Here is a 21,942-nt window from a genome sequence, read left to right as displayed (position 1 = left end):
GGTATCACACTCAGATCTTCACTTGGAAGCGCAAAAAGTCAGTGAGCCGCTTTGATTCGGCGATCTCATCGTGCGGAACTAGTAAGTACCGCCACGGCGCGGCGCCGACAGTTGCTGCGTGATCCGAAGCGTGCTTGCACCAGCGAGAAGCGGCAGTAGCCTTGGCCTGAACCTCTTGAGTATTCGTATCGACTCTCGCCTTTGTTTCCACCATGAAGATGGCCGAGTCTGTTTCTGCCACGAAGTCAGGGATGTACTCCGGCTGTTCGCTGCCAAGCTTGTAATAAATCTGGAACTGCCCCTTGGCGGGCTTGAACCATTTCAAGGCGTCGCGTTCCAGGATGACCGCAAAGCGCCGCTCGGTGTCCGAGTCAAATTTTTGCAGCGGGTACAGGCAGCGGGAGAAACCACCAAACAGCATCTGCTTGATCTTGCCCAGCTCGGTCAGGGTCTCACGGTAGTGATGTGCCGTTTGCCCGGCCACAGCCGTGTAGTTGCACGGCTTAAGTTCCGTGAAGCCTCGGCTCACCTGCACCTCGTACTCGGTGGCCTCTTCCCAGAAGTGGGCCATCATCTCGGCGCGAATCAGCCGGGCCAGCTCCGCGCCGTAGGTGTCAAACACTTCGTGCAGTTCGTTCTCGGAATAGTTCTGCGCCTTGTAGTGGGCAACGGCCTGGCTCGCCAAGTCATAGAGCAGTTCCGCCTGCGTGAAGTAGTCGATGTCGTCAAAGTCGATCAGCTTCTTGACGATGTAGTCCTCGAAGCGCTGCTCCCTGATGCCAGCTTCCCGGCTCATCGTGAACTGATGGTTCGTGCGCAGCTCTTGACCGACGATCTCGCTTTGACCCGGCTGGAAGTTAGGCAACGAGCCCAGCTTGAACGGTCGGAAGCCGGTAGTGACCTCACCCGTGGGTACCACCGCTATTCGCGGAATGTCGATGGTTTGCTGGACCACAATCTCGGTGGTCTTGGACACCACTGCCGACAAATCAAGTGCAGGTGCTCCATCATCCGTGCCAGCCAGTAAGTCACCTTGGGCCGGCTTCAGCCGCTCAGTCACTTCAGCCAGGATGGCTGACTGCACCTCTGGGGTGAGCAACGCATTGCTGGTCGGCACGAGGTCGCGCTTGACCTCGTACTTTCCAATCACGTCCATTACCACACGCGCGGCGTGGCGCTCGCGCTCCGTGGTAAACACCGGCGCAGGCGTAGCGGCCGGTGTTGCCCCCGCACCGGCAGGATTGGTGGCAATGGTCGGCGCGTCGGTGAGCCCAAGGCGCGTCATCGCACCCGATCCAACCTGCACGCTCACCTTCTTGTCATCGGCACTCGGGGCCTCAAGGATCACCTGCTTCAGCCGTATCGGCGAGTCGCCACGGTTGGCCTCATCGATGATCTCTTGGAATTTGTCGTGCGCCACGATATTCAGTCGGTCCACCGCCGCGACACCTGTGCGTTTGCCATAGGGAAGACGCAGGCCGCGACCGATGGACTGCTCGACCAGCGTGCGCGCGTTGGCCGCCCGCAGCGGCACAATGGTGTAGAGGTTCGTCACGTCCCAGCCCTCTTTGAGCATGTTGACGTGAATGACGATCTCGGTGGGCTCATCCACGCTTTCCACCGCAAGCAGCTTGGCGATCATCTCCTCTTCTTCGGCCCCAGTGCGGCTGGAGTCCACTTGGATCACCTTGCCCGCGTAGCGCCCCTCATAGAAGGCCGAAGACTCGATCAGTGTCTTGAGCTGTGAGGCGTGCGTGGTATCCCGCGCGATCACGAGCATGAAAGGCTTGACCACCTTCACGCCGTTCTCTCGGGCATAAGTCAGCAGCTCGACCTTGGTTGTTTCGTGCAGGCGGACGCCATCCTCCAGCTTGATTTTTTCGATCTCTTCCGCCGAGTGGGCCTTGGCGTCGAAGTTGCGCTGAGTCACAGCCGCAGGCTCTTTGACGAAGCCGTCTTCCATCGCCCGGGCCAGTGGGTAGTCCATGACCACGTTCTTGAAGGGCACGGGACCACGCGTGGATTCCACAAACGGCGTGGCCGTCACCTCAAGGCCAAACAGCGGCTTCAGCTCATTGATGGAGCGTACCCCAGCACTGGCGCGGTAGCGGTGCGACTCGTCCATCAGCAGCACGAGATCGTCCAAGCCGGCCAGGTGGTTGAAGTAGCTGTCCCCCAGCACCTCCTTCATCCGCTTGATACGAGGCTCTTTGCCACCGCGAACCTCGGAGTTGATCTTGGAGATGTTGAAGATGTTGATGCGCACGTCATGCGCAAAGCCCATGGTCTGGTCTTGAACCACAGTGCCCGTCTGGTCATAGTTGTCGCCTGTGATGATCAAGGGCGGTTGCTGGGCAAATTCGGCGACCCCCTTGAAGACGTACTTGGGCGTGTTGCGCGTGAAGTCGGCAATCAGCTTGTTGTAGATCGTCAGGTTCGGTGCCAGCACGAAGAAGTTATTGATGCCATGCGCCAGGTGCAGGTACGCGATGAACGCGCCCATCAGACGCGTCTTGCCGACGCCTGTCGCTAGCGAAAAGCACAGCGAGGGGAACTCGCGTTCAAAGTCCTCCAGCGTCGGGAACTCAGCTTTCAAGGTGGCGAGGATGGCGGGTACGTCTTGGCCATGGCCGAGCATGCTCGGCGCGGCTTCGAGAGCGCGCACAAGCTTTGCCAAGGACTCCGCCTGCGGCGGACGCAGAGACAGGCGGCCGGTAACGGCGTTCTGGACGCGTGCATTCATTCTTCGGCCTCCCTAAACAGCCCGCCTTGCCCGGTGCTCGCGGCGGCGGGTTTTTTTGTTTTGGGTGCTACGGCTCTAGCAATGGACGCGGGCTCTTCGGCCTGCGCCATGGGCAGATTGGCTACGTTCAGGCTGTAGTCGTCATGGCCCCATTCACAGCGGGCCAGCACCATCTTCGGAATCTTCTTCAGGGTCAGATTCGGCCAGCGCTCGGAAGCCTTCGATGCTGTGATGCCGTGGAATGCTGCGCAGCAGACGAGCAGGCTCTGTTCGCCGCCCACTTCATCTGACAGTGCCTGCAATTGCTCAGCAGACAAGTTTTGAGTAGTGACGTAGATGAAGTCTCGTTCGCTCGAATGGCCGTGCTGCCACCATTGCACCTCGGAAGGTGCGTAGGAAAAGCCCTCCAACTTAGCAAGTGCTTCGGCCAATTGCGCAGCGTTGTACTCCGGGTTGACGACCGGATTTCCCCAGCGGTCAGTGACGATGAGGCTGGGCGCGAGCTTGTAGTAGCGGAAGCCACCGCCGCCTTGCCAGTTAGCAATTTCGGTGATGCCGCCCTTGTCATCTCCGTCGATGACTTTTTTCAGACGCGGAATGACGTGGGTGTGGCAATGCTCGCCAAGCTCGACCATGATCCAACGTCGGCCCATCTTTTGAGCCACAGCACCCGTCGTTCCTGACCCCGCGAAAGAGTCGAGAACAATATCGCCGGGACTGGTAGCCATATCCAGAACCCGCTTGAGCATGTCTTCAGGTTTAGGGGTTGCGAAAACGTTTTCACCGAATAGCGTCTTTTGATGTGCCTTCGTTTGTCGCGTTGTGTCGAGATCATTCCATATTGTCGGATAGGGTCGCGACGGGCTGTCAGGCGCGTACTCCCGTGTGTATGGAATCCACCCACTCTCCCGCTTCTTCCAGATAAGCTCCTTCTTGAGAATCAATTCATCGACAGCCTTCTTGCCCAGCGCCCAGCAGGCCTCCCTGCCGTCGTCATGAATGGGCCATACTTCCGCGCCATCGGGATCGGTCAAGGAAAAAAACATCGACGGACGATCAGAGCGGAGGCTATTTTTTCCATTCTTCTTCAAAAGTCGGTCACGGTAAGGCCTATCGGATTCCCCATCCGGCTTACGGTATGCGGCCAATATCGAGTCGTCAAACTTCTGCCTGAACGGGCGAGCACCGGGTGTCTTTGTGAAGCAAAGAACGTATTCGTGATCCGGGGTTATCGGCACCTTGTTATCGTTCGGGCTATCAACCTTTTTCCATATAAACGCTGTGACGAAACAACCGCGACCAAACACTTCATCGCACAAAATCTTTAAATAATGCGCCTCGTTGTCGTCAATGGTGATCCAAAGCGAACCATCTTCAGTGAGCAGCCGTTTGATAATCTCCAGACGATCTCGCATCAAACCGAGCCAAACTGAATGCTCCACACCGTCGTCATATTGTTTGAAAGCGCTACCGGTGTTGTAAGGCGGGTCAATAAATACGCACTTAACTTGGCCAGAAAACTCCTGCTCCAGCGCCTTCAATGCCAGCAGGTTGTCACCGAAAATCAGTCGGTTGTCAAAGCTGTCGTCGTCCGAAACGCGGTGTTTGGCGTGATAGGACTTTGCTGGGACTTCTTGCAGGATGCGCGGTTCCAGCTTGGGGCGCTTTTCCTTCCCCACCCAAGTAAGTTCTAGTTTTTGTTTACTCATGAGTCATGCCACCTTAGTTCTTGTGCAGACCAAGCTTGTCAAACAGGATGCGGTTACGACGATTGGCATCCTTGATAAGTTTGTCATAGGAGAGGATTTCTATATATCCGTTGCCGGTCGCCAAGGGGGAAAAGTACCCCTCGTTATCGGCAGTGCGGTGGTAGCGGCCGAATACTTGCCGATGCAAAGATGGCATTAGGTCGGCAATGAGATAGCCGGTGTACCGCAGATTCGTCGGGTTGATCTGACGGCCGTCAACATCTGTGACTCCGCCCTCTGCGATTTCTCGAAACCGTTGGATGATCTGGTCGGCAGGGTCTTTGTCGTAATTGTCTCGGCCGGGTCGCTTGAATTCGATGATGACTACACCTCCGCCAGGCAGGTTGTCGGCCTCGGCGACACCGATGGGCGTGTCGTAGAAGAAGGCAAAGATGTCTGGCTCGCGACCCGAGGTGTCGCCGAGCCCGGCGACGCTCTTCAGCTTCTTGTCGGAGGTGAGCAGCGTGTGATAGCACAGCCGCTCGTCAATGACCCAAAGGTTCTGCTGCTCGAAGAAGATATCCTTCGAGGTTGTACCCATGGGGAAGATCATTTTGTGCAAGACCCTTTCGAGCGGGTACTTGTCGTCGGTGCGCTTCTTCTTGAGGCTGTTGTTCACCAGGTCGAGAATCGTGCGACGGTGCGCGATGTATGCAGCGAGCTGTGCCTTACCGATCTCGTTGGCCTTCTCGGCAATTTCCTTGAATTTCTCTTGGTACTGCTCGAACGTCTCAGTCTCAAACAACGCGGCGACGTGTTTGGCCTCTTTGCGAACGTCATCCTCGACGATTCGCTTTACGTGGAGCAACGCCTCATCAAGCTTGTCTTGTGACAGGCCGGGCTGAATCATCTGCTCGATCACCTCTTTGTAGCGAGGATGGGTGAGCGCTCTGTACTCCGGGGCTTGCTCCACGAACTTCTCAATCTGGGCGCGCTTTTCCTCGTTCGTGGACATCAAGTCACTTGTGAGAAGTGGACGCAATGCACCGGCAATGCCTTGGTTCAACGCTCGGCGAGAAACAAGCGTCTGCTCCAGTTCGGGCTCTTCGTCACTTTGGAAGGCGATGCGCGTCCGTTCCTGGTTGGCGTGGTCATCCAGGTACTCCCCTGTGACCAACACGATCAGGGTGTACGGTGCCTGCTCGTCATCCAGAAACTTCTCAGGGAGTTCTGGCAACAGGTCTCGCAGCTTGGTGGTGGTGACTTCACGCCCGTTGGCGCACAAGTTCAGCTCATGGCGCGAGCGGCCATCGCGGTGGCGATAAGCCTGCAAGGCGAAAGTGTGGCCGGAGACATCGAAGAATTGCTCTTCGATGTGTGCCAGCACGGTGGATTGAAACAGGGCGTGCAGGTCAATCGGCGCATGCCCCGGCGACTCCAACGTCATGGGCGGGCAGGAGCGAGCCGCGAACCGAATCAGGAAGTGCGCGATGACGCGCTCGGCGATGGTCTCCGGCTGGGTAGGCCACCCAGCTCGGAACTTCTCGTCCATGCCGCGCAGAGAGGTCTGCGTGCCAGATGACTCCGCGATCTCGGACGTGACGTCTGCTCCCTTCAGTTCATCTTCGATGCTGAAGTCGAACTCCCGCAACAAGGCTTGATCCTCGCGCTTGAAGACGCTGCGGATGCGGACGGACGAAAAGACCTTTAGGAAGGTGAAGCGGCCCACACCCCGACCACCCAGCTTCACCTTCGACAGGGTGTGAGCCTCCTTGAAGGACGCCAGATTCTTGTCGTCGAAGCCAACGCCATCGTCGATCACATCGAAGCCGTCTACGATCAGCGTCCCGTCTCCACCCTGATGGGCAAGGTCGTTCGAGGCAACCAACCGGATGCGAATCGTATGATCGCTGAAGCCGTCTTGGTGCTCTTCGATGGCATCGACGGCGTTGGAGATGGCCTCGTAGAGAGGCATCATGGCCTTGGCCTGAGAAAGCTCCAGCCGGTCCACCAGACCTTTGATGTTCGCTTGCACTATTGATCTCCTCCCTGGTTTTGTTGCGCCAAGGCCGCCATCAAGCGGCCTTTCACGGATCGACAGTCCGTTTTGTTTTCAAAGACGCTGCGCGCCTGCTTGTTCCATTGAACGGCCTGAACGACGGTGACCAAGCGATCTGCTACCAGATCAATCTCGCGAGACAGCGCCGTCAACTGATCTGCGGTGAGGTTCAGCTCAGGGCCGTTGTGCAGCGGCAGCCTGATGAACACAACATGCAGAATCATCCACGCGCCTTGGCTGAGAATTTCTTTGGCGGGCAGCGTGCCATGTGGCAACCCGATAGGGTCGGCTTCCGCACTTGCGCGATCCCGAACCTTGCCAACGACCGTGCGACCGACCTGGGCGATACGCCACATTTGTTTGGACGTCAGCGAGTCGGCAAACAGGCGCTCGTAGGACTGGCGTAACGGATCGGTTGCAGGCACAAGCCCTTCCCGACCGAAGAGCTTCTTCTTGTCGGACTTGGCCGCGACGAGGTAGTCCTGCCAATCGCTCGTGGTGACCGTGCAAGCCAGGTACGGCGCCAGCTCTCTGGCACTGAATGTGGTCGGCGAAGGCGGAGGGTCATCCTGACCATGCTTGACGATGTATTCGATGCCTGCCATCCGCAGGGTCTGCTGCCACATGGCCTGCCGCTCATCCAGCGCGGCGAAGTCTTCCAGGTCCACTGCGTTCTGCCGGTTGCGGGATTGAGTCACACGGTCGCCGAAACCGTCGGGCGCGTTGTCCAGGCACACGAAGGTCGCCATGACCATGGCCGGATTGGCGTCGTAGTAAGCGATGGGCTCTTTGGCTATGGCACCAACGGTTTGAGCGCCGTTGATGATGGACAACCCTCGAACACGAAATCGTCCTGATTCCCGATGAGGATCGCGGGGATGCTGTTCATTGATCGCCTCGCAGAGAAAAGTGACACCGTTGTTGAAGTAGAAGAAGTGCTGCGCCTCCTGCTGCAAGGTTTCCGTCAAACCAGTGTTGACGGTCGTGGTTCCCTTGAAGCGCCGGATGTTGCGGTCAACCAAGCGGTCTTCGTGTTCGACCCACAACTCTGCAAGCCGCTTAGCGTCCATGCGACCGTAGAACGCCCTGTAGGGTTCCTGGGTGTGCCCGAAGTCCTTCAGCTCGATGTCAGCCTCAATGGCTTGGGCAGAGATGCCGTCCAAGTGGAGGTCGTGAAGGGTGGTGAGCCCATAGGCATGGCAGCGCAGAAAACCGGGATTCGTACCATTGAACGCACGCTCCATGTCGGAAAAGATGTCCCGCCGATCATCGGATACAGCCGTCCCGGAGTAAGCGAGGACGACCTTGACCTTGCAGATTCCGCTATTCAGGGCATCAGTGATTGCAGCACGGCGTGTTTGGAGCGCGCTGTTAAAGCGTTCCCAGCGACCTCGGATGAGATCGGTCACGCCGTCGCGGAATTTGGACACGTCACCAAGCTCAGGCTCGCCGGAACCGGACTCCTTGTGCTTCGATTGAACGAGCCAGATCGTCTGATCATTGGCCACGAACACCGAATCAATGCCGTGATCCAAGCCGCCATCGATGCTCGCTGCGACGGACTCTCCCAGGCTCGCACCTGCGGCCTCATGCAATACGAACGCTGCAATGGCCTTGGACAGGAAGTTGCTGCGTCGAGACTCCAGGCTTGTGCCCGTTCCGGTGATGAGTGCTGCGTAGTCGGCGTCCAGCTTCTGGCACAGCAGGTCAAGTTCAAGCGGGCGAGTTGGCACTGTTGCCATCAAGTCAATGCTCACTCAACGTTGAAAAGTGCGGCTCATCTACTTGCTCGCTTGCATCGAGCGAGTGGGCGAAGACGCAATGCGCACCCTCGCTACCAGTACTCAACATGGAAATATAGGTAGGCTCAAAGAACGGCATGTCAATGATATTTCCCAGAGCGATTGTTGAATGCTGGCTTGGTGCCTTCCAGTACGGTCACAACCGCGCTGTTCAGCATCGGGTTCTCCAATGAGCCAGAAACGTAGTTGATGCTGCAGTTTGACGCCCGGTCAAAGGATGCGTGGATAATCTGCTCTGCATCACAGACGACTGCCAGGTTCGGGTTATGAGTGACCATAATGATCTGGCGCTTCTTTTTGGCCTCGGATAGGACTGGAACCAAGAGGCGGAACACTGTTTCGTTGTCCAGATTTTCTTCCGGTTGGTCCAAGATGATGGGCGTCTTGCCGTTATCCACCAGCAGATAGAAGATCAATAGGAGTGCGCCTCGCTGGCCAGGAGATAGCTGCTCAATCTGCGTGTCCTGGAACAGAAGCGAATACCGTGGCTCAAGAAACTCGAGCCCAAAAATCAAGTCGTAGACCGAAACGGCCACCTGCTCCTTCTTTAGGAGGTTTGCAATGCCGACCTCCGTGCCTGATGCCTTGGCTGCCTGTTCGACGGTTTCGTGCAAGGCCTTGGAGAACGCTAGGGCGCCATCCTTTGTATTCAGGTCGTGGCCGTCAAAGAGTTTTTTGACCGTCAACAGCGCTTCATCTTGCCCGCGCAGTGTGCCTGAGGTCTGCTTGATCATCGCGAACAGCAGTTCTGCGATCGTCTCGGCTGAGGCCGCTAGGGTTGCCTGAAACTGCAGACGGTAGTCTTCTCGGATCAGGTCGTTCGCCTTGATCAGATTTTGTACCGGCTTGAACAGGTCCTCCCGAGCCTTCCGCTGCGCGTCCAAGGACTCGAAAATCTCGGCGGTCAGCCTCATTCGTGCCTCCTGCAGCTCCGCACGTTTGGCAGGCAGTTGCTTGATTTGGGCCAATCTGGTCTCAAGACCGACCTTGGTGTCGGGATCCGTCGGCGTGCCGTTCAGGGTATCCAGCTTCTTGGCCCACTCAGCGAGCTGGCGTTGGTAGGTTTCAAAGTGCTGCTGACGGGCGTTGAGCTTGATTGCGTGTGTTTTCTTCTCTTCCTCGAGGATCACGGTGGCGTCAGCCAAGGTGCTGGCTTCGGTCTGCAGCGTCGTCTGTTTCTCAGCGAGGGCTGACTCCCGCTCATCTAGCAAGTTGGTCTTGATGTCCAGCTTCGCGACATCGGCCCAGTTCAATCCCGCGAGGATGAGGTCTTCCGCGATGAGCTGCTTGGTTTGGTCGAAGGAACGTTGCAGCAGTCTCAGCTGTTCTTTCGCATTGACAAGAGCCTTCTGCTGTTTGGCGATCGCCGTGACCTCTGTCTGAATCTGCTGCGTGCGCTTGGTAGCGGTTTCGATCTTCTGTGCCGAAGCTGCAAGCGCCTCTGCAGCCTGCTTCTGCTCGGGCTCCATCGTTTCCGGCGGAGGGGGCACCTCCGCCGGCTTGATCTTCTGGTGCTCCTCGATCTCGCGCGTCTTGACCAGCAACTGGTCCGTCAGCTTCTTTTCCTCAATCGGCTGCAGCTGATCTTCAATCCGTGCGATGGAAGAATTGAGGGTCTTCAGTTCCTTGCGGTACTCCCCAAGTCGGTTTCTCAGCGCTTGTTCCTGCTGCTCAGTGAGCTGATCGAAGTCGAGAGCGCCGAGACGCATCTCCTCGCTGGTGTGCGAGAAGATGACCGCCCGCAGTTCCTTCTCAAAGGCGTCTGACTTGCCAGAGACGTGGTCGTTACAAAGCTCCTCGAAGTAGTTCTGAGGGATGTAGCGGACTAGTTCTTGCTTTTCATCTGTTGGAAGAATCTCTAGCGTTCGGGCCTCGGTACTTTCGTCGCGCCAAGTCAGCGTGCCTGTGAAATGACGAGCGGGATCCCCGCTCTTGCCCAGAAAGCGGTCACGCTTAAGAAAGCTGAAGTGCTTTGCCTGGCGTGAGTGTCCGAGGGTTGCGATGACATCGGCTAAGGCGCTCTTTCCACTGCCTTTGTTGCCAATGATGGCTACAAGGTCAGGATTGAGCGGCAGATCGCAGCCGTCCAGCCAGTTGCCGATGCCAGCTTTGGTGCCGGTCTTAGCGACTTCGATCGACTCGATGAAGTGGGTCTTGCTCGCCTCCACCGCGTGAAGTTTCGGCGGCTTTTCGCCAATAAATGATCGCTTCGCTGGCTCCAGAATTGCCTGCTTCAGTCCTTGGAAAGTAAAGTCAGCCTTGATCCAGGTCCTTTTTCCTGATGGAAAATCCCCGTACCCGCGGCGGTCGTTATCGCCGGTCACACCGACGAAGCAGTGCGCGTCACTGCCGGAAACGACTAGCCTGGGGATGTTCTTGAGACCATGTTTGAAGTTGCCAATCCAACTCTTGTTCTTCGACGTTTCCTCGCACAGAAATGCTGTTCGTAGATCGGCATTCCTTGACTCAAAGATTGGAGAAGATTCTAGTAGGCCGAGGAAGTAGGCGTAGTGTTCTTCCCACTTCACTTCCGTCAGGCCGTCACTCGTGTCGAACGGCATGAAGCCAACTGCCAATCCGTTCGGAACCTTGGCGATAGCAGATTTATAGCTTTCAGCTTTTACTTCGGCCAGTTTATAACCAGCCAAGAGCGCATCAGAGGCATCACTATCCACGACTGCCTTCTTGTGTCCCTTCTTGATGAGCATGTCGGTGGCAGTAGACCTAGCCAAATCAATCAGTGCCTCCTTGGAGATCGATCTATCCGTACGTTCGAGCTTCAGATCAGTAAGGAACTCTTTCAAATGATGATCAGGTGTCGTATCCGAGAAGACGACATGCGCGTTCAGCCGCTTGCTCGTAGGAGCGGACAGACGCAGTTCGATACCGGGGAAGACTGTCTTAGTAAGTACAGGAGCATCCTTTTCCGTGAGTCGTTGTTTTAGAGCCAACCATCCGTCAAATGTCCAATAGTCCATGATAGCGAAGACTGCAGGTTCGGCTGCATTCAGGGCCTCAATCATTTGATCTATCAATGCACGATTCTCAGGCGACGACATATCGCCCTCGAATCTTTGGCCGGCCCAGTGGAAGGATGCAGGTGTATGAATATGCAGATCCCACTGGTTCCAGACTGCTCCACGCGAAATCTCTCTCTTAGTAGTCATCAATTCATCTCCCATTCAACCGTAAATAGGGTGCGTTCCTCGACCCGCTGCTGAAGTTGCACTTCCAATTGACTGATTAAATCGTCACGCTGGGACTCGACGTCATCCTGCCGGGCGAAGAGTTCACGCCGCAGTTTCCCCCGCTTGGTTTCCAGTTCGCGCTGCTGTTTTTGCCAAGAGAGTTTTTCTTCCAGCGTGGGGGCACTGGCTGCCGTGCGGCGCACTTCCTTGATCTGGCGGTCGATCTCCTTGATTTCCTGCTCAATGCCCAGCTTCAAGTCATCAGCCCACGCGTCGAGCTTCTGGACTTCCTGCTCAAAGTAGCCCAGGTTGCGTTGGTTGATCTCCCGCAGCACGGCGGATTTCCGTGTCGCCACGTCCTCACTGAGCGGGGAAACATCGACGCTCCCCTGCTCGGCAGGCTGCGCCCGCGCCGGCAACCGCAGCAGCTTTTCAGGGTCGTCCTCTGCCAGGACTTGGCCGTCTGACGTGATGGCCGCCACCACTAGGCGCTGCTCTTGGTTCCCAAGGGCTTCAACCGACACAAGCTTCAAGGTCAGCCAGCCGCTCTTGCCTCGATACGGTTTGAGCGTGCTGATCTGGGTGCCGTAGGCCTTGTAGTCAAAGACGAGCCGTGTACCTGAAAGCTCATAGCTCTTGGCCTGCTTAGCCACCCACTCAGCTAGCGGATGGCCGATCCGATAGAGGTGCGTGTCGCCAGACCGGCGAGGTAGCTCATAGCGGCCCAGGTCAACCTCATACAAGGTGGCGGAAGGCAGGCGCTGAAGGACAAAGCCGTCGTCGTCGAACAGTGCGCAGTCAGCCAACTCGGCCCGCGTCAGTTCGAGCAGCATGCGTTCGTACTTGCTACGCGCCGCGCGACTGTCTACTGCTCTAACTCGCAGTTTGTCCTGGACCTCCTCGTCGAAGTTCTCCAGAAGGATTTGCCGCGTCTTGACCATGGCCTCGCTGATCTCGCCAGACAGATCTCTTTGCAACTGCTCGAAGCTGGTTTTGATTGCCTCGTGGTCGCGGCAGTTCTGGTAGATGTCTGCGATGCGACGCTCAAAATCCACGCCGGAGCCGATGGCCCCAAGCACCTCGTCGCTTGCACCAAATACGCCTTCAAACAATTGGAATTTTTGATCTAGGAGTTCGTAGACCCTGGCATCAGCTTCGTTGCTGCGGTCTACGAAGTTGACTACTACCACGTCGAACTGTTGACCATAGCGGTGGCAGCGTCCGATCCGCTGCTCGATACGCTGCGGGTTCCATGGCAGGTCGTAATTGATGACCAGCGAGCAGAACTGCAGGTTGATGCCTTCGGCACCCGCCTCGGTCGCAATCATCACTGTGCCGCGCTCTTTGAAGTGCTCGACCAGTGCGGCTCGGGTGTCAGCGGTCTTGGACCCAGTAATGCGATCCGTCCCGGCATGGCGCTTGATCCAATCCTCGTAGACGGCTCGGGCCCGAGCATCGCTGTTGGTGCCGTTGAACAAGACGATGCCTTCACCGTAGGGCGTGGCCGCCAGGAGAGAAAGCAAGTATTCCTGCGTGCGCTTGGACTCAGTGAAGATGATGGCCTTCTTCGCTGCACCGAGCCGCCCCAGCTCAGCGAATGCCTTGTCCAAAGCGGTCAGGAGTGCGGTGCCCTTTGCGTTCTCACGAATGTTGGTCGCCAGTGCCTTGAAGTGCCTCAGTTCAGCGATTTCCTGGGTGATTGCATCGCGTTGGCTGGCGGCTGACGACGCGACGCTGGCCTCTTGCCCTTCCCACTCGTCAGCGGTTTCGTCTAGCGATTCATAGTCCTCATCCAGCACCTCCGCCAGGTCGGGGATGTCGGATGACTCGTCAAGTTCACCCTGAAGCCGCTTGGCCATGGTCTCCAATGCGCCCGCGATGGCGTGGGTCGATGAGGCAAGCAGCTTCCACAGCACCAACGAGATCAGTTGCCGTTGGCCTTCTGGCAGCGCCTTGAGATTTGGTCTGCGGAGGTAGTCGGCGACAAGACCTGACAGCTCTCTTTCCTCAGTCGAGGGGGTAAATTCTTCCACGATCGCCCTGCGTGCCGTGTACGGCACGTACTGCTGAACCTGGCGACGCAGCGTGCGTTTACAAACTGTGGCGAGGCGGGCTCGCAGGGCTGCGAATGCTTGTTCTTTAGGCTGCGCCGTGAATTGCGAGCGGAAGCTGTCGATATCACCAAAGACGCGGTCGTCGATCATGCTGACCAAGCCGTAAAGCTCCAACAGCGAGTTTTGCAGCGGGGTCGCGGTAAGCAGAACTTTGGAGTGGACGTGGGCTAGCGCTTCCTTCAGCGTTTTGGCGATCACGTTGCTGGTCTTGTAGACATTGCGCATTCGATGCGCCTCGTCGAGCACGGCCAAGTCCCAGTCGACAGCCTTGATGTCCGCTGCTTTTGATTTTGCGAACTGGTAGGAGCAGATGACGGGGCCAGTTGCCCCTTGAAACGGATTCTGGCGGCCCTGCTTGCGGATCGTGTTGTAGCTCTTGGCCTCCAGGAGCACGCCCTGTAGATTGAACTTTTCTTGCAGTTCCTGGTGCCATTGCTTGCGCAGGTTGGCGGGCACGATGATCAGGATGCGGCGGCGGCGCTCGGCCCAACGCTGCGAGACGACTAGACCGGCCTCAATGGTCTTTCCGAGCCCGACCTCGTCCGCCAAGATGACGCCGCGCGAGAGTGGATTGCTACAGGCGAAGAGCGCCGCCTCGACTTGGTGGGGGTTAAGGTCAACCTGCGAGTCCACAAGAGTGGATGCGAGCGACTCCACTGAGTCGCCTGCCGCGCGCCGCGTCAAAAGCCATGCGTAGTACTGGCTTTGATGCTGCGTCAAAAGCTGCTGAGTTATCAACGGCCATCCTCCCTGTGTACCTGACCAGATGTGATTTGGTTGCAGACCTGGCGCCGGACCACTATGCCTCCGGCTTCTTGTTGTTGATGCTCTCAGCGATCCAACCGTCCAGCTCAGAGCGGCGAAACCGCCAGGTGCCTCCAAGCTTGAAGGCCGGAATCTCGCCCTTTTGGGCGAGGCGGTAGATCGTCCGCTTCCCGGCTTTGAGGTACACGGCGACCTCTTCCAGCGTCAGGATTTCACATTCAGTGGCAGTCATTAGGGGCGCATGCAGCATTCGATAGGTTGCCAAGTCTGGCCAATTCTCCCACATGGAGTCGTGATCCAACGGGGCCATGGACAGAGGTTTTTACGGTGGCGTCAGAGGCAAGATCGAGAGGCGAAATTCCGGCATTTCGCTTGAGTAGGCCGATTGGCGATGTCGACGGACGCTACTGGGTGTCAAGCTCACCGACTACTTGCCCATGGGGTTGCCATTGGTGCTCTGCGCGGCCGAGTAAGAGCCCGAAGGCTCCGCCATCACAGCATCCCCCGCTCCGCCATGGACAGCGTTGCGCACCCCGCCACGATGATGTGGTCGATCACCCGGACATCCACCAGCGACAGCGCCGATTTCAGTGTTTGAGTCAGCATCTCGTCCGCCCGCGACGGCTCTGCATTGCCCGAAGGATGGTTGTGCACGAAGATGACCGCCGAGCTGTTGACCTTCAACGCATCCTTGACCACTTCACGTGGATAGACCGACGTTTGGCTGACCGTGCCCCGGAACATCTCCACGTACTCCACGACCCGATGCTGCGAGTCCAAGTGCAGGACAGCGAACACCTCGTGCTCCAGCCCTGCCAGGCGAAGTTTCAGGAAGTCCTTGACCATCTGCGGCGACGACAGCGTATCGGTGCCGCGCACCCGGCTCGCCAGCAAGCATTGAGCAGCGTTCAGGATTTCATCGTCGCCTGCCGGACGGTAGCTGCCTGCGACATCGCGCACCATCAGCGCCGAAGCACCTGCATGGGAAGTGGTGAATGAATCAAGCGAAGAGAAGAGGTCGTGTGCCATGGTCGGCTCCGTGAATCAGGCGAAATTGCCCGAGACCGGAAGCAGCACGCCGCAGCGCAGTTGTCAGGGTTCGAAGACGGCCGGCAGGACGCAAGGGTGCGCAGCAGCCGCAGACCTTGACAGCGAGAACGACGTGCTACGGTAAAAGGGAACAGCAAGCCCGCCCACCCCCAACGTCACCTGTCTTGACTTGGCATGTGCAACATGCCGGAGCGAGCGAAGCGAGGGCTCAAAAGCTAAAAACCAAAAAACCTAAAAATAAGTGAGCAATCACTTATACTGAAGTTCTTTGCTCGCGTGTTCCGTAGGCACTAGCTGCCGGTGCAACGACGCTGCCAGCAACCTGGTTGGCACATTTTGCGTAGAATGCTCCGCTATTAACGAAGGGCGTGAAATGGGTTACTTTGACAGTTCCGTTCAAAAGCTCCTACAGCAGGCCACGCTGCCGCCGCAACTCCCGAAGGAATCAGGTCGTATGTATGCAATCGCGTTTGACCTAGACACTCAGGTATTACAGGGCGCCTACCCCGGCCCCTCGTACACCAACGCGTATGGTGAGATCAAAAAGATCCTTGTCTCAAAAGGCTTCGCATGGCAGCAAGGCAGCGTCTACTTTGGGAATGAGACGATAACTGCTGTTCAATGTGTGCTCGCTGCCCAGGCTCTCAGCGCAACGCTTCCTTGGTTCAAAGCGTCCGTTCGGGATCTTCGGATGCTTCGCATTGAAGAACTCAACGATTTGACCCCGGCGCTGTAGCGCCTCAAGAAAATTTTCGGTTTGTTGGACACGGCGATATTGAAGCACTCCGTTAGATTTTGACCTTCTTCTCCGCGCCGGCCTTCGGTGGGAGTCGGTTCGACAAGCCCTCATGTCGCAATTCTGTCTGGCAGTTGACGACGAAGGCGGCGAAGCGGTCATCACGATCCTCGCCCGACATGCTGTTCTCGTTCATGAGTTCATCGACGATGTCGTCGGCCGTCATTTGCAACTGCAGCATGTACATCACCAGCACCTTCGCTACCCGAGGGTTGCCCATCTCCATCCAGTGCCGATGAGCAAGCATCGCAAGGCCCACGGATGACGGATCAGGCTCGGCCAATGCCCCGGCACTGAGCAGATTTTCAAGCTCTGTCGCGTGGTCATCGCTGAAGTGCTGAAGCCGCCACCGCGTGAGTTTCTCGCCCCGGTTGATCGCTGCCGTCAGGTCCGCCACACCGGCATCTGTCAGCGCACTGTGCATGGTGTGGGTCCGAAAGTTCGGCTGGTAGTCGTGAGCCGGCCTCGGCTCGTAGTCATCGGCTTCGCTCGCCGGATAACCCATCACCGCCATCCGCCAGCAATGCCAATCGGTCTCGGCCCAGATGATCGCGCTCATGACCAGTCCTCCGCCTGTTCTTCATCTCGTGCGAATGCGATGTCCAGCAGGTTGCGAAGCTGTTCCGCATCGGTCGCACCGGTGAAGTTGCCGCCGTAGATGGAGATTTCCTCCAGCGAGTCACCATCGCAGTAGCAGGCTTCAAAGATGGCATCGACAGGGTCGATGACAGGGCGTTCCTTTTCGCGGCCGTAGCCCATCGCCTCGCCGAAGCTCAGTTCCTCTTCGCGGATGGTGATCGAAAAGGCGAAGCTGTCGTCGTCATTGGTGAAGCCATAACCACCGTTGGTCTGGCGCAGCGTGAAGGCAGCATTGAATGCCTGGGTAAATTCGTTCAGTGTCATTTTGGTTTCCTTGAAAGTTATGTTGTGTCCACCCTGTCCAGGCTGGCCAAGCGATTTCTGTGTTTCGTCGCATGGAAGCTGCGGAGCGGGAGGAGCAAGTCGTCGTCACTGTCTGGCCGGCCAAGTCATCGAAATGGCTGGCCGGCCTGGACAGCTTGGACATGCCTTACCTGTTCTTGAACGGGTCGAAATCCTCGTCTGCCGTTGGGATGTTCGCCATGAGCATGGCATCCCGTTCAGCATGCGGATCAGTCGTCGTCGTGCCGCTCACATCAAAGTGGCCCAGCATCAATCCGAGACGGCGAACCCGCTCTTTCTTGCCGTCAACGGTGAGCACCGGGCGGTCTTCCTTGACCGTAGGAAAGATGGCATTCAGCCGCTTGCAGAACTCACCGTGACCGAAAGGCATCAAGCCTTGTTGGTCGCAGTGGTCGCGATAGCGAGCAGACAGTTCGGCCTTGCTAATCATCTGGCTCGGCAATGTGGAAAGCGCGACTCCGCAGTTCTCCACCCATTCCTTCACTGAGTCCGTTTCCTGCATGGACTTCTGCTTGGCAGCTTCCACCTGCTGCGGAACAGCGAAGTTCTTTTGGCGGATCAACCGTTGCAGTCCTGCCAATGCCCAGTCCAGCACGAGGTCCAGTTCGGTCTTCACGATGCGGCGGTCCAGGTCGTGAATGATGTCGCTGCCTGTCACCCGTTGGTTCCACTCGATCACATGGAAGCGGCGCCACCATGCCGTGGAGGTATCGCGGAACTTGGGCAAGTGGTTGGTACACAGAATCCACTTGGCCTGCGGGGCATAGCTGCCGCCCTTTTCGTACAGCCCGCGAATCGGCAACTCGCCACCGGCGATCAAGGTCTTCAGAATCTGCTGATTGATATGACCCTGTGGAGCCTCGTCGCAGAAGGCGAGCGAAGCACCGAGCATCGGCTCCAGTTCGAACCCCTTGAGTCCGTCCAGCCTCATCGCCGCAGCCTTCTCATGCAGAGCACGGACGATGTTCAGCAAAGTCGACTTGCCGTTGGAACCGGTGTTGCCGATCCAGATTTGGGCCTGCTGCCTGGAAGCCGTCGGCGTGAGGGTGTAGCCGATGTATTCCTGCACCAAGGCTTGAACCTGTGGATCAGGCAACGACTTGTTCAGGAACTTGGCGAACAGTGATTCCGGATCCAGCGGTTGTGGCACATATGGGCCGAGAGGAATGGGCTTGCTGGACTGAATGCGATGGCAAATGCCGATGGAACGATCCGGCTCAATCGCATGGATGGACCCGTCACCCTCCACGACGAGCCAGCTTCCAATAACCGGAATGATGGTGCGGTCCTTCTCCGGCTCGGGCAACCTGCCCGACTTCAGCTTCGCGGCATCGGCACAAGCGCGAGCCATTGAAACCGTCGCACGGGCAGGGTCAAAGTTGGCGAGCCAGTCGAAGGCATCCTGTTCGCACTGCTCGGCGGTTTGGACCTGCCAGTGGTCGCGGTTCCAGCGATAGAGCTTGCGGCTCAAGCAGGCCGTGTTGGGATCGTCCTTGCACAGATTGGCATATTGCAGGTCCGGCGTGGAAGCCGACGTACTGTGGCTCTTGGAAACGGCAGGGCCGGCTGAAGTCACGAGGGAAGGGGTAAATTTTTTGGTCATGATTCAGCCCTCCTCTGCCATGTCGGTGATGTTGGTGATCACATGAAGGGCGTGACCGCCGTTGTGCTCCAGCACCAGGGGAATGAAGATCGGTTCGTCGCAGACCGAGTTGTTGTCCACCTCCCAATCGCAAAGGAGCGAGAGGGCAAGCTCAACCTCGCCCCTCTCGAATTGCCGAAGGGCAGCGAAAAGTGGAAGAAGGGCAGGACTGAAACCCTGTCCCATCAGGGCGATGGCACTGACCCGCTCGCGGCGGCAGAATTGGCTGACCGATGCGACGATGCTGGTGAGCGCGGGGTTCACACGAGTCTGAGCTTGTGCGGCGTTTGATTTCCTGTTTGTCTTTTTCATGTTGTGTCTCCTTAGATTTTTTTGGCTGAACTGCCGGTTTTTTTATCGGTGAGTTGGTCGCCAAGGCGGGCGGCCATATACGTGGCATTGGCTTCTTGCCAGATCGGAACGATGTCGCTGCACAACATGTCGTTCACCTCGTCGTCGGTGCACAGCCTGCTAACCGCAACGAACCCAGGCCAATCCATGCCTTCCTCCACCAGGAACCGGCAGATTTCGTAGGCGGTCAATGGGTTGTCCATGCGGACATGCATGCAGGCGACTGCTGCGATGTGAAGCCCGTTGGGGCCACCGCTGCAAAGCAGATCGCCTTCCATCAGGAAGGCAACAACCAGCGGTGCATAGCAGTCGGTGAAATGCAGGGCGGTCTCTGGGATGAGCGGTGCGCCTCCCTCTTCAAGTCCAGTCACGATACGATCGATGTCTTCGGGCCGGAGCGTGCTGAAGAAATAGATGTCTTCGAAGCTCTGGTAGTCGTAGCCCGTGACTGGATTCGAGTCCAGCGGGTTGTTCGCATGTACCTTCTGGGTCGACCAGGCGTGACCTGGGAAGCGAAACGCCTCTTGGGAACGGTTAACTTTCTTGGGATTACGGTTTGTTTTTTTCATTGATTCCTCCATGGTTAATTGAAGATTTATGCTCCGCGCAATCGGCTTATTCCGTTTGCGTTTTGCATGCCTGAATTTTATTTTTGGTAGAAAATTAATTCGGGCGCAGCTTTTTCCATGGCGTCAAAGAGTTGGGCCTTGACAAACAAAAAATTCGCTATGAATATTGAGAACGAACATCCGGCAGGCCGCCACAACGCAAGTCGGCGGCGCTCTACTCCCGCCGTCAAGTCCAAAGAACTACAGGCACTGCGGGTGCAGACTTGGTACCGCCATGTTCTGGAGCGCGCGGTTGGTAGAGAGGTGGGGAGGTATGCCGACATCGCAGCGAGGCGCGACACCTTCGGCACTGAGGAGCGACTGCCGGGACTCAATACGGCCTTGCAGAAATGGCTGAACAGCCTGACTCAGCACAATCTGTCAGAAGAACAGGTTGAAGCAGTTCAGCGGCTGGGGCGGAGGCACTACGACCTTGGTGAGACGACGCCTACCGAAATCACGCTGACGGTGTTCGAGACCTTGCTGCCGGGCTCTGCGGCCGTCTACGACCTTGGGCCAGGCGAGCTACCTGTGTGGCGTGTGCTGGACGGCGACATGACGGCCTGCCAAGAGTTCGTTCAGGAGATGCTCAATCCCACCAAAGAGCGATGGGAGGATGATTTCGCGGGCTTGGTGCAGGAGGTGATGGACTCGCTGATTGCGCCGGCGTATCGGGTCAAGTTGGACGATATCCCCATCCTCACTGGACCGCAGCGCGATGTGCACCCGGTCTGGCTCACTCATATCAACAACCGGTATGCAGTGACGTTCGCAGAAGACGAGGCGGACAAGCTGCCGGAGGCATTCACTCTGGACGATTCGATCCTGCTGGCCATCGCGCTGGCGAACCTCGCCACTGAAAAAGATGGCAGCCCGCAGCTACAACTGGAATGGCTGCTGGTCGGGCTTTGCTGGGGGGTGATCGCGGAGCAGATTGACGAGCATGTTCAAGAGTACGTGCTGCGGTCAGTTCAAAAGCGCGGCAAGGTGATCGACGCGGCGCTCAAGAGGATGGGGCTCAAGATGCCGACCTTTGAAGAGCGGTGGCCTGCGGGTCTGGCTCCGTAGTAGCGATCACCCTTTCAGGGGATGCACCTGGAACGCAACTGACGTACTCTGGACTTCCCTATAACTACGAGACTACAGATGTCAGCTTACTTCCATCTCAAGCCGTCCGGCATTCAGTACATGTTCAACCTCAAGGGAGGAAATGGAGAAGTAGTGCTCACCAGTGAGCGCTATACGACGAAGCAGAATGCTCAAGCAGGCATCGCATCAGTGAAGGCAAACTCACCATACGACGCTCGCTATGACCGCCGCACGACTACAGGAGGATCGCCGTACTTCGTGCTTAAGGGATCCAACGGCGAGATCATCGGGACCAGCGAAGCATATTCGTCAGCGAGCGCACGCGACAACGGAATCTCCTGGGTTAAGGCCAACGCACCGAGCGCGCCCACTCGCGAGTAGCCTGAGCGTTTTCACGTCCGCCACGGCCGCTGATCAACGAGCGATTGAAGACCATCTTCACTTTGAAACTGGCGGCGAACGTGATACGGTTGGTGTCACGAATCCCGTACCACTTCTGACCGTCGCGGGTTCGCAAGTACTTGATATTCAAGGACTTTCCGGATTTTGGCTTTTCTTCCGTGAAGAGCCACCAGATAGAAACGCCCTGCAAGTTCATGACTTGCAGGGCGCTTTGCTTTTCTGCGCGAACTTCAGCCATCACCCGCGTAAGAGGCCACGATCGTGGCGCATAGGTCCCGATCTTGGGGCGAAATGCCTTCTTAGTTGTTTGGCTCTCCATGCGCCACCAAGCGCTTGAAAACTAGGCTTCCGGATGGCCCTGGCGACAACTCTGCGTCCGTGTATAAAAGCCTGGAACCGAAACTCTTAAGGTGCCAGTGATTGTCGAACGAACCTATTGGAACGGGAGGCTGTCGGGTTATCAAATGGACGGATCCTCGGTTCCCCTAGATCGCAGGAACTCTGACTTTCAGCGTATCCGCCATGCCATTCATAGTGGCGCGTGCAAGGTAGTAGAGCCCGCACTCGGCACGGTACACCGGAGACTGGATCGGAGCGGCCAACCATCGGGCTATGCGACCCGCTTCGGGTTCGTTCCAGACTATCAGCCCAGCCATCTGCTGAGGCTCATCCGCGACCAGATTGCAGACGGCAGTTGCAAGGT

At 57.3% G+C, this 21,942-nt stretch carries 17 protein-coding genes; 3 read left to right on the top strand and 14 right to left on the bottom strand.

The genetic code is table 11. The annotated features are described in order from the left end of the window. Positions 1-10 precede the first annotated feature (10 nt). From N8A90_RS04900 to radC, 8 genes are all read right to left on the bottom strand, one after another. Positions 11-2,743, bottom strand: coding sequence for a DEAD/DEAH box helicase (locus tag N8A90_RS04900; RefSeq protein ID WP_262073523.1), 2,733 nt, complete (start codon positions 2,741-2,743; stop codon positions 11-13). Then, positions 2,740-4,452, bottom strand: coding sequence for a site-specific DNA-methyltransferase (locus tag N8A90_RS04895; RefSeq protein ID WP_262073522.1), 1,713 nt, complete (start codon positions 4,450-4,452; stop codon positions 2,740-2,742). The genes N8A90_RS04900 and N8A90_RS04895 overlap by 4 nt, the downstream gene beginning before the upstream one ends. Before the next feature lie 13 nt (positions 4,453-4,465). Further along, entirely contained in the window at positions 4,466-6,466 is a 2,001-nt protein-coding gene (locus N8A90_RS04890) for an ATP-binding protein (protein WP_262073521.1), read from the bottom strand. Then, a complete protein-coding gene (locus N8A90_RS04885; protein WP_262073520.1) occupies positions 6,466-8,247 on the bottom strand; it encodes an AIPR family protein in 1,782 nt (593 codons plus the stop codon). Before N8A90_RS04885 ends, N8A90_RS04890 begins: the two co-directional genes overlap by 1 nt. A gap of 125 nt (positions 8,248-8,372) precedes the next feature. Beyond that, entirely contained in the window at positions 8,373-11,459 is a 3,087-nt protein-coding gene (locus N8A90_RS04880; protein WP_410087636.1) for a TrlF family AAA-like ATPase, read from the bottom strand. After that, a complete protein-coding gene (locus N8A90_RS04875) occupies positions 11,459-14,332 on the bottom strand; it encodes an SNF2-related protein (protein WP_262073518.1) in 2,874 nt (957 codons plus the stop codon). Before N8A90_RS04875 ends, N8A90_RS04880 begins: the two co-directional genes overlap by 1 nt. 61 nt (positions 14,333-14,393) lie before the next feature. Then, on the bottom strand, positions 14,394-14,591 hold the full coding sequence (locus tag N8A90_RS04870) for a helix-turn-helix domain-containing protein (protein ID WP_262073602.1): 198 nt from the start codon (positions 14,589-14,591) through the stop codon (positions 14,394-14,396). A 260-nt stretch (positions 14,592-14,851) separates the two neighbouring features. Beyond that, positions 14,852-15,388 carry a RadC family protein gene (radC, locus tag N8A90_RS04865; RefSeq protein ID WP_262073517.1) on the bottom strand — a complete coding sequence of 179 codons (537 nt, stop codon included), beginning with the start codon at positions 15,386-15,388 and terminating at the stop codon, positions 14,852-14,854. Between the two features lie 394 nt (positions 15,389-15,782). Here radC and N8A90_RS04860 point away from each other — a divergent pair, with 394 nt between their 5' ends. Further along, positions 15,783-16,145: a virulence factor gene (locus N8A90_RS04860; protein ID WP_262073516.1), complete on the top strand. Its 363-nt coding sequence runs from the start codon at positions 15,783-15,785 to the stop codon at positions 16,143-16,145. Positions 16,146-16,197: 52 nt separating this feature from the next. Here the strand turns inward: N8A90_RS04860 and N8A90_RS04855 are convergent, their stop codons facing one another. The 5 genes from N8A90_RS04855 to N8A90_RS04835 all read right to left on the bottom strand — a co-directional run bounded on the left by N8A90_RS04855 (position 16,198) and on the right by N8A90_RS04835 (position 19,709). Further along, positions 16,198-16,764, bottom strand: a complete 567-nt coding sequence (locus N8A90_RS04855; protein WP_262073515.1) for a hypothetical protein — start codon at positions 16,762-16,764, stop codon at positions 16,198-16,200. After that, positions 16,761-17,108: a hypothetical protein gene (locus tag N8A90_RS04850; protein ID WP_262073514.1), complete on the bottom strand. Its 348-nt coding sequence runs from the start codon at positions 17,106-17,108 to the stop codon at positions 16,761-16,763. The genes N8A90_RS04855 and N8A90_RS04850 overlap by 4 nt, the downstream gene beginning before the upstream one ends. A gap of 166 nt (positions 17,109-17,274) precedes the next feature. Next, entirely contained in the window at positions 17,275-18,750 is a 1,476-nt protein-coding gene (locus N8A90_RS04845; protein WP_262073513.1) for a phage/plasmid primase, P4 family, read from the bottom strand. 3 nt (positions 18,751-18,753) lie between these two features. Then, positions 18,754-19,101 (bottom strand): hypothetical protein, encoded by a 348-nt coding sequence (locus tag N8A90_RS04840; RefSeq protein ID WP_262073512.1) that lies wholly within the window; start codon positions 19,099-19,101, stop codon positions 18,754-18,756. A gap of 11 nt (positions 19,102-19,112) precedes the next feature. After that, positions 19,113-19,709: a hypothetical protein gene (locus N8A90_RS04835; RefSeq protein WP_262073511.1), complete on the bottom strand. Its 597-nt coding sequence runs from the start codon at positions 19,707-19,709 to the stop codon at positions 19,113-19,115. A 138-nt stretch (positions 19,710-19,847) separates the two neighbouring features. On the opposite strand from N8A90_RS04835, the gene N8A90_RS04830 reads away from it, so the two are divergent. Both N8A90_RS04830 and N8A90_RS04825 read left to right on the top strand, forming a co-directional pair. Continuing rightward, on the top strand, positions 19,848-20,816 hold the full coding sequence (locus tag N8A90_RS04830; protein WP_262073510.1) for a hypothetical protein: 969 nt from the start codon (positions 19,848-19,850) through the stop codon (positions 20,814-20,816). 78 nt (positions 20,817-20,894) lie between these two features. Continuing rightward, positions 20,895-21,218 (top strand): YegP family protein, encoded by a 324-nt coding sequence (locus N8A90_RS04825; RefSeq protein ID WP_262073509.1) that lies wholly within the window; start codon positions 20,895-20,897, stop codon positions 21,216-21,218. Here the strand turns inward: N8A90_RS04825 and N8A90_RS04820 are convergent. Then, entirely contained in the window at positions 21,181-21,477 is a 297-nt protein-coding gene (locus N8A90_RS04820) for a hypothetical protein (protein ID WP_262073508.1), read from the bottom strand. The two genes, N8A90_RS04825 and N8A90_RS04820, sit on opposite strands and share 38 nt — an antisense overlap. Positions 21,478-21,942: the final 465 nt, after the last annotated feature.

Source organism: Variovorax sp. N23 (assembly GCF_025486315.1).
GTDB lineage: Bacteria > Pseudomonadota > Gammaproteobacteria > Burkholderiales > Burkholderiaceae_C > Variovorax.
This window is presented reverse-complemented; position numbering and strand designations above follow the sequence as displayed.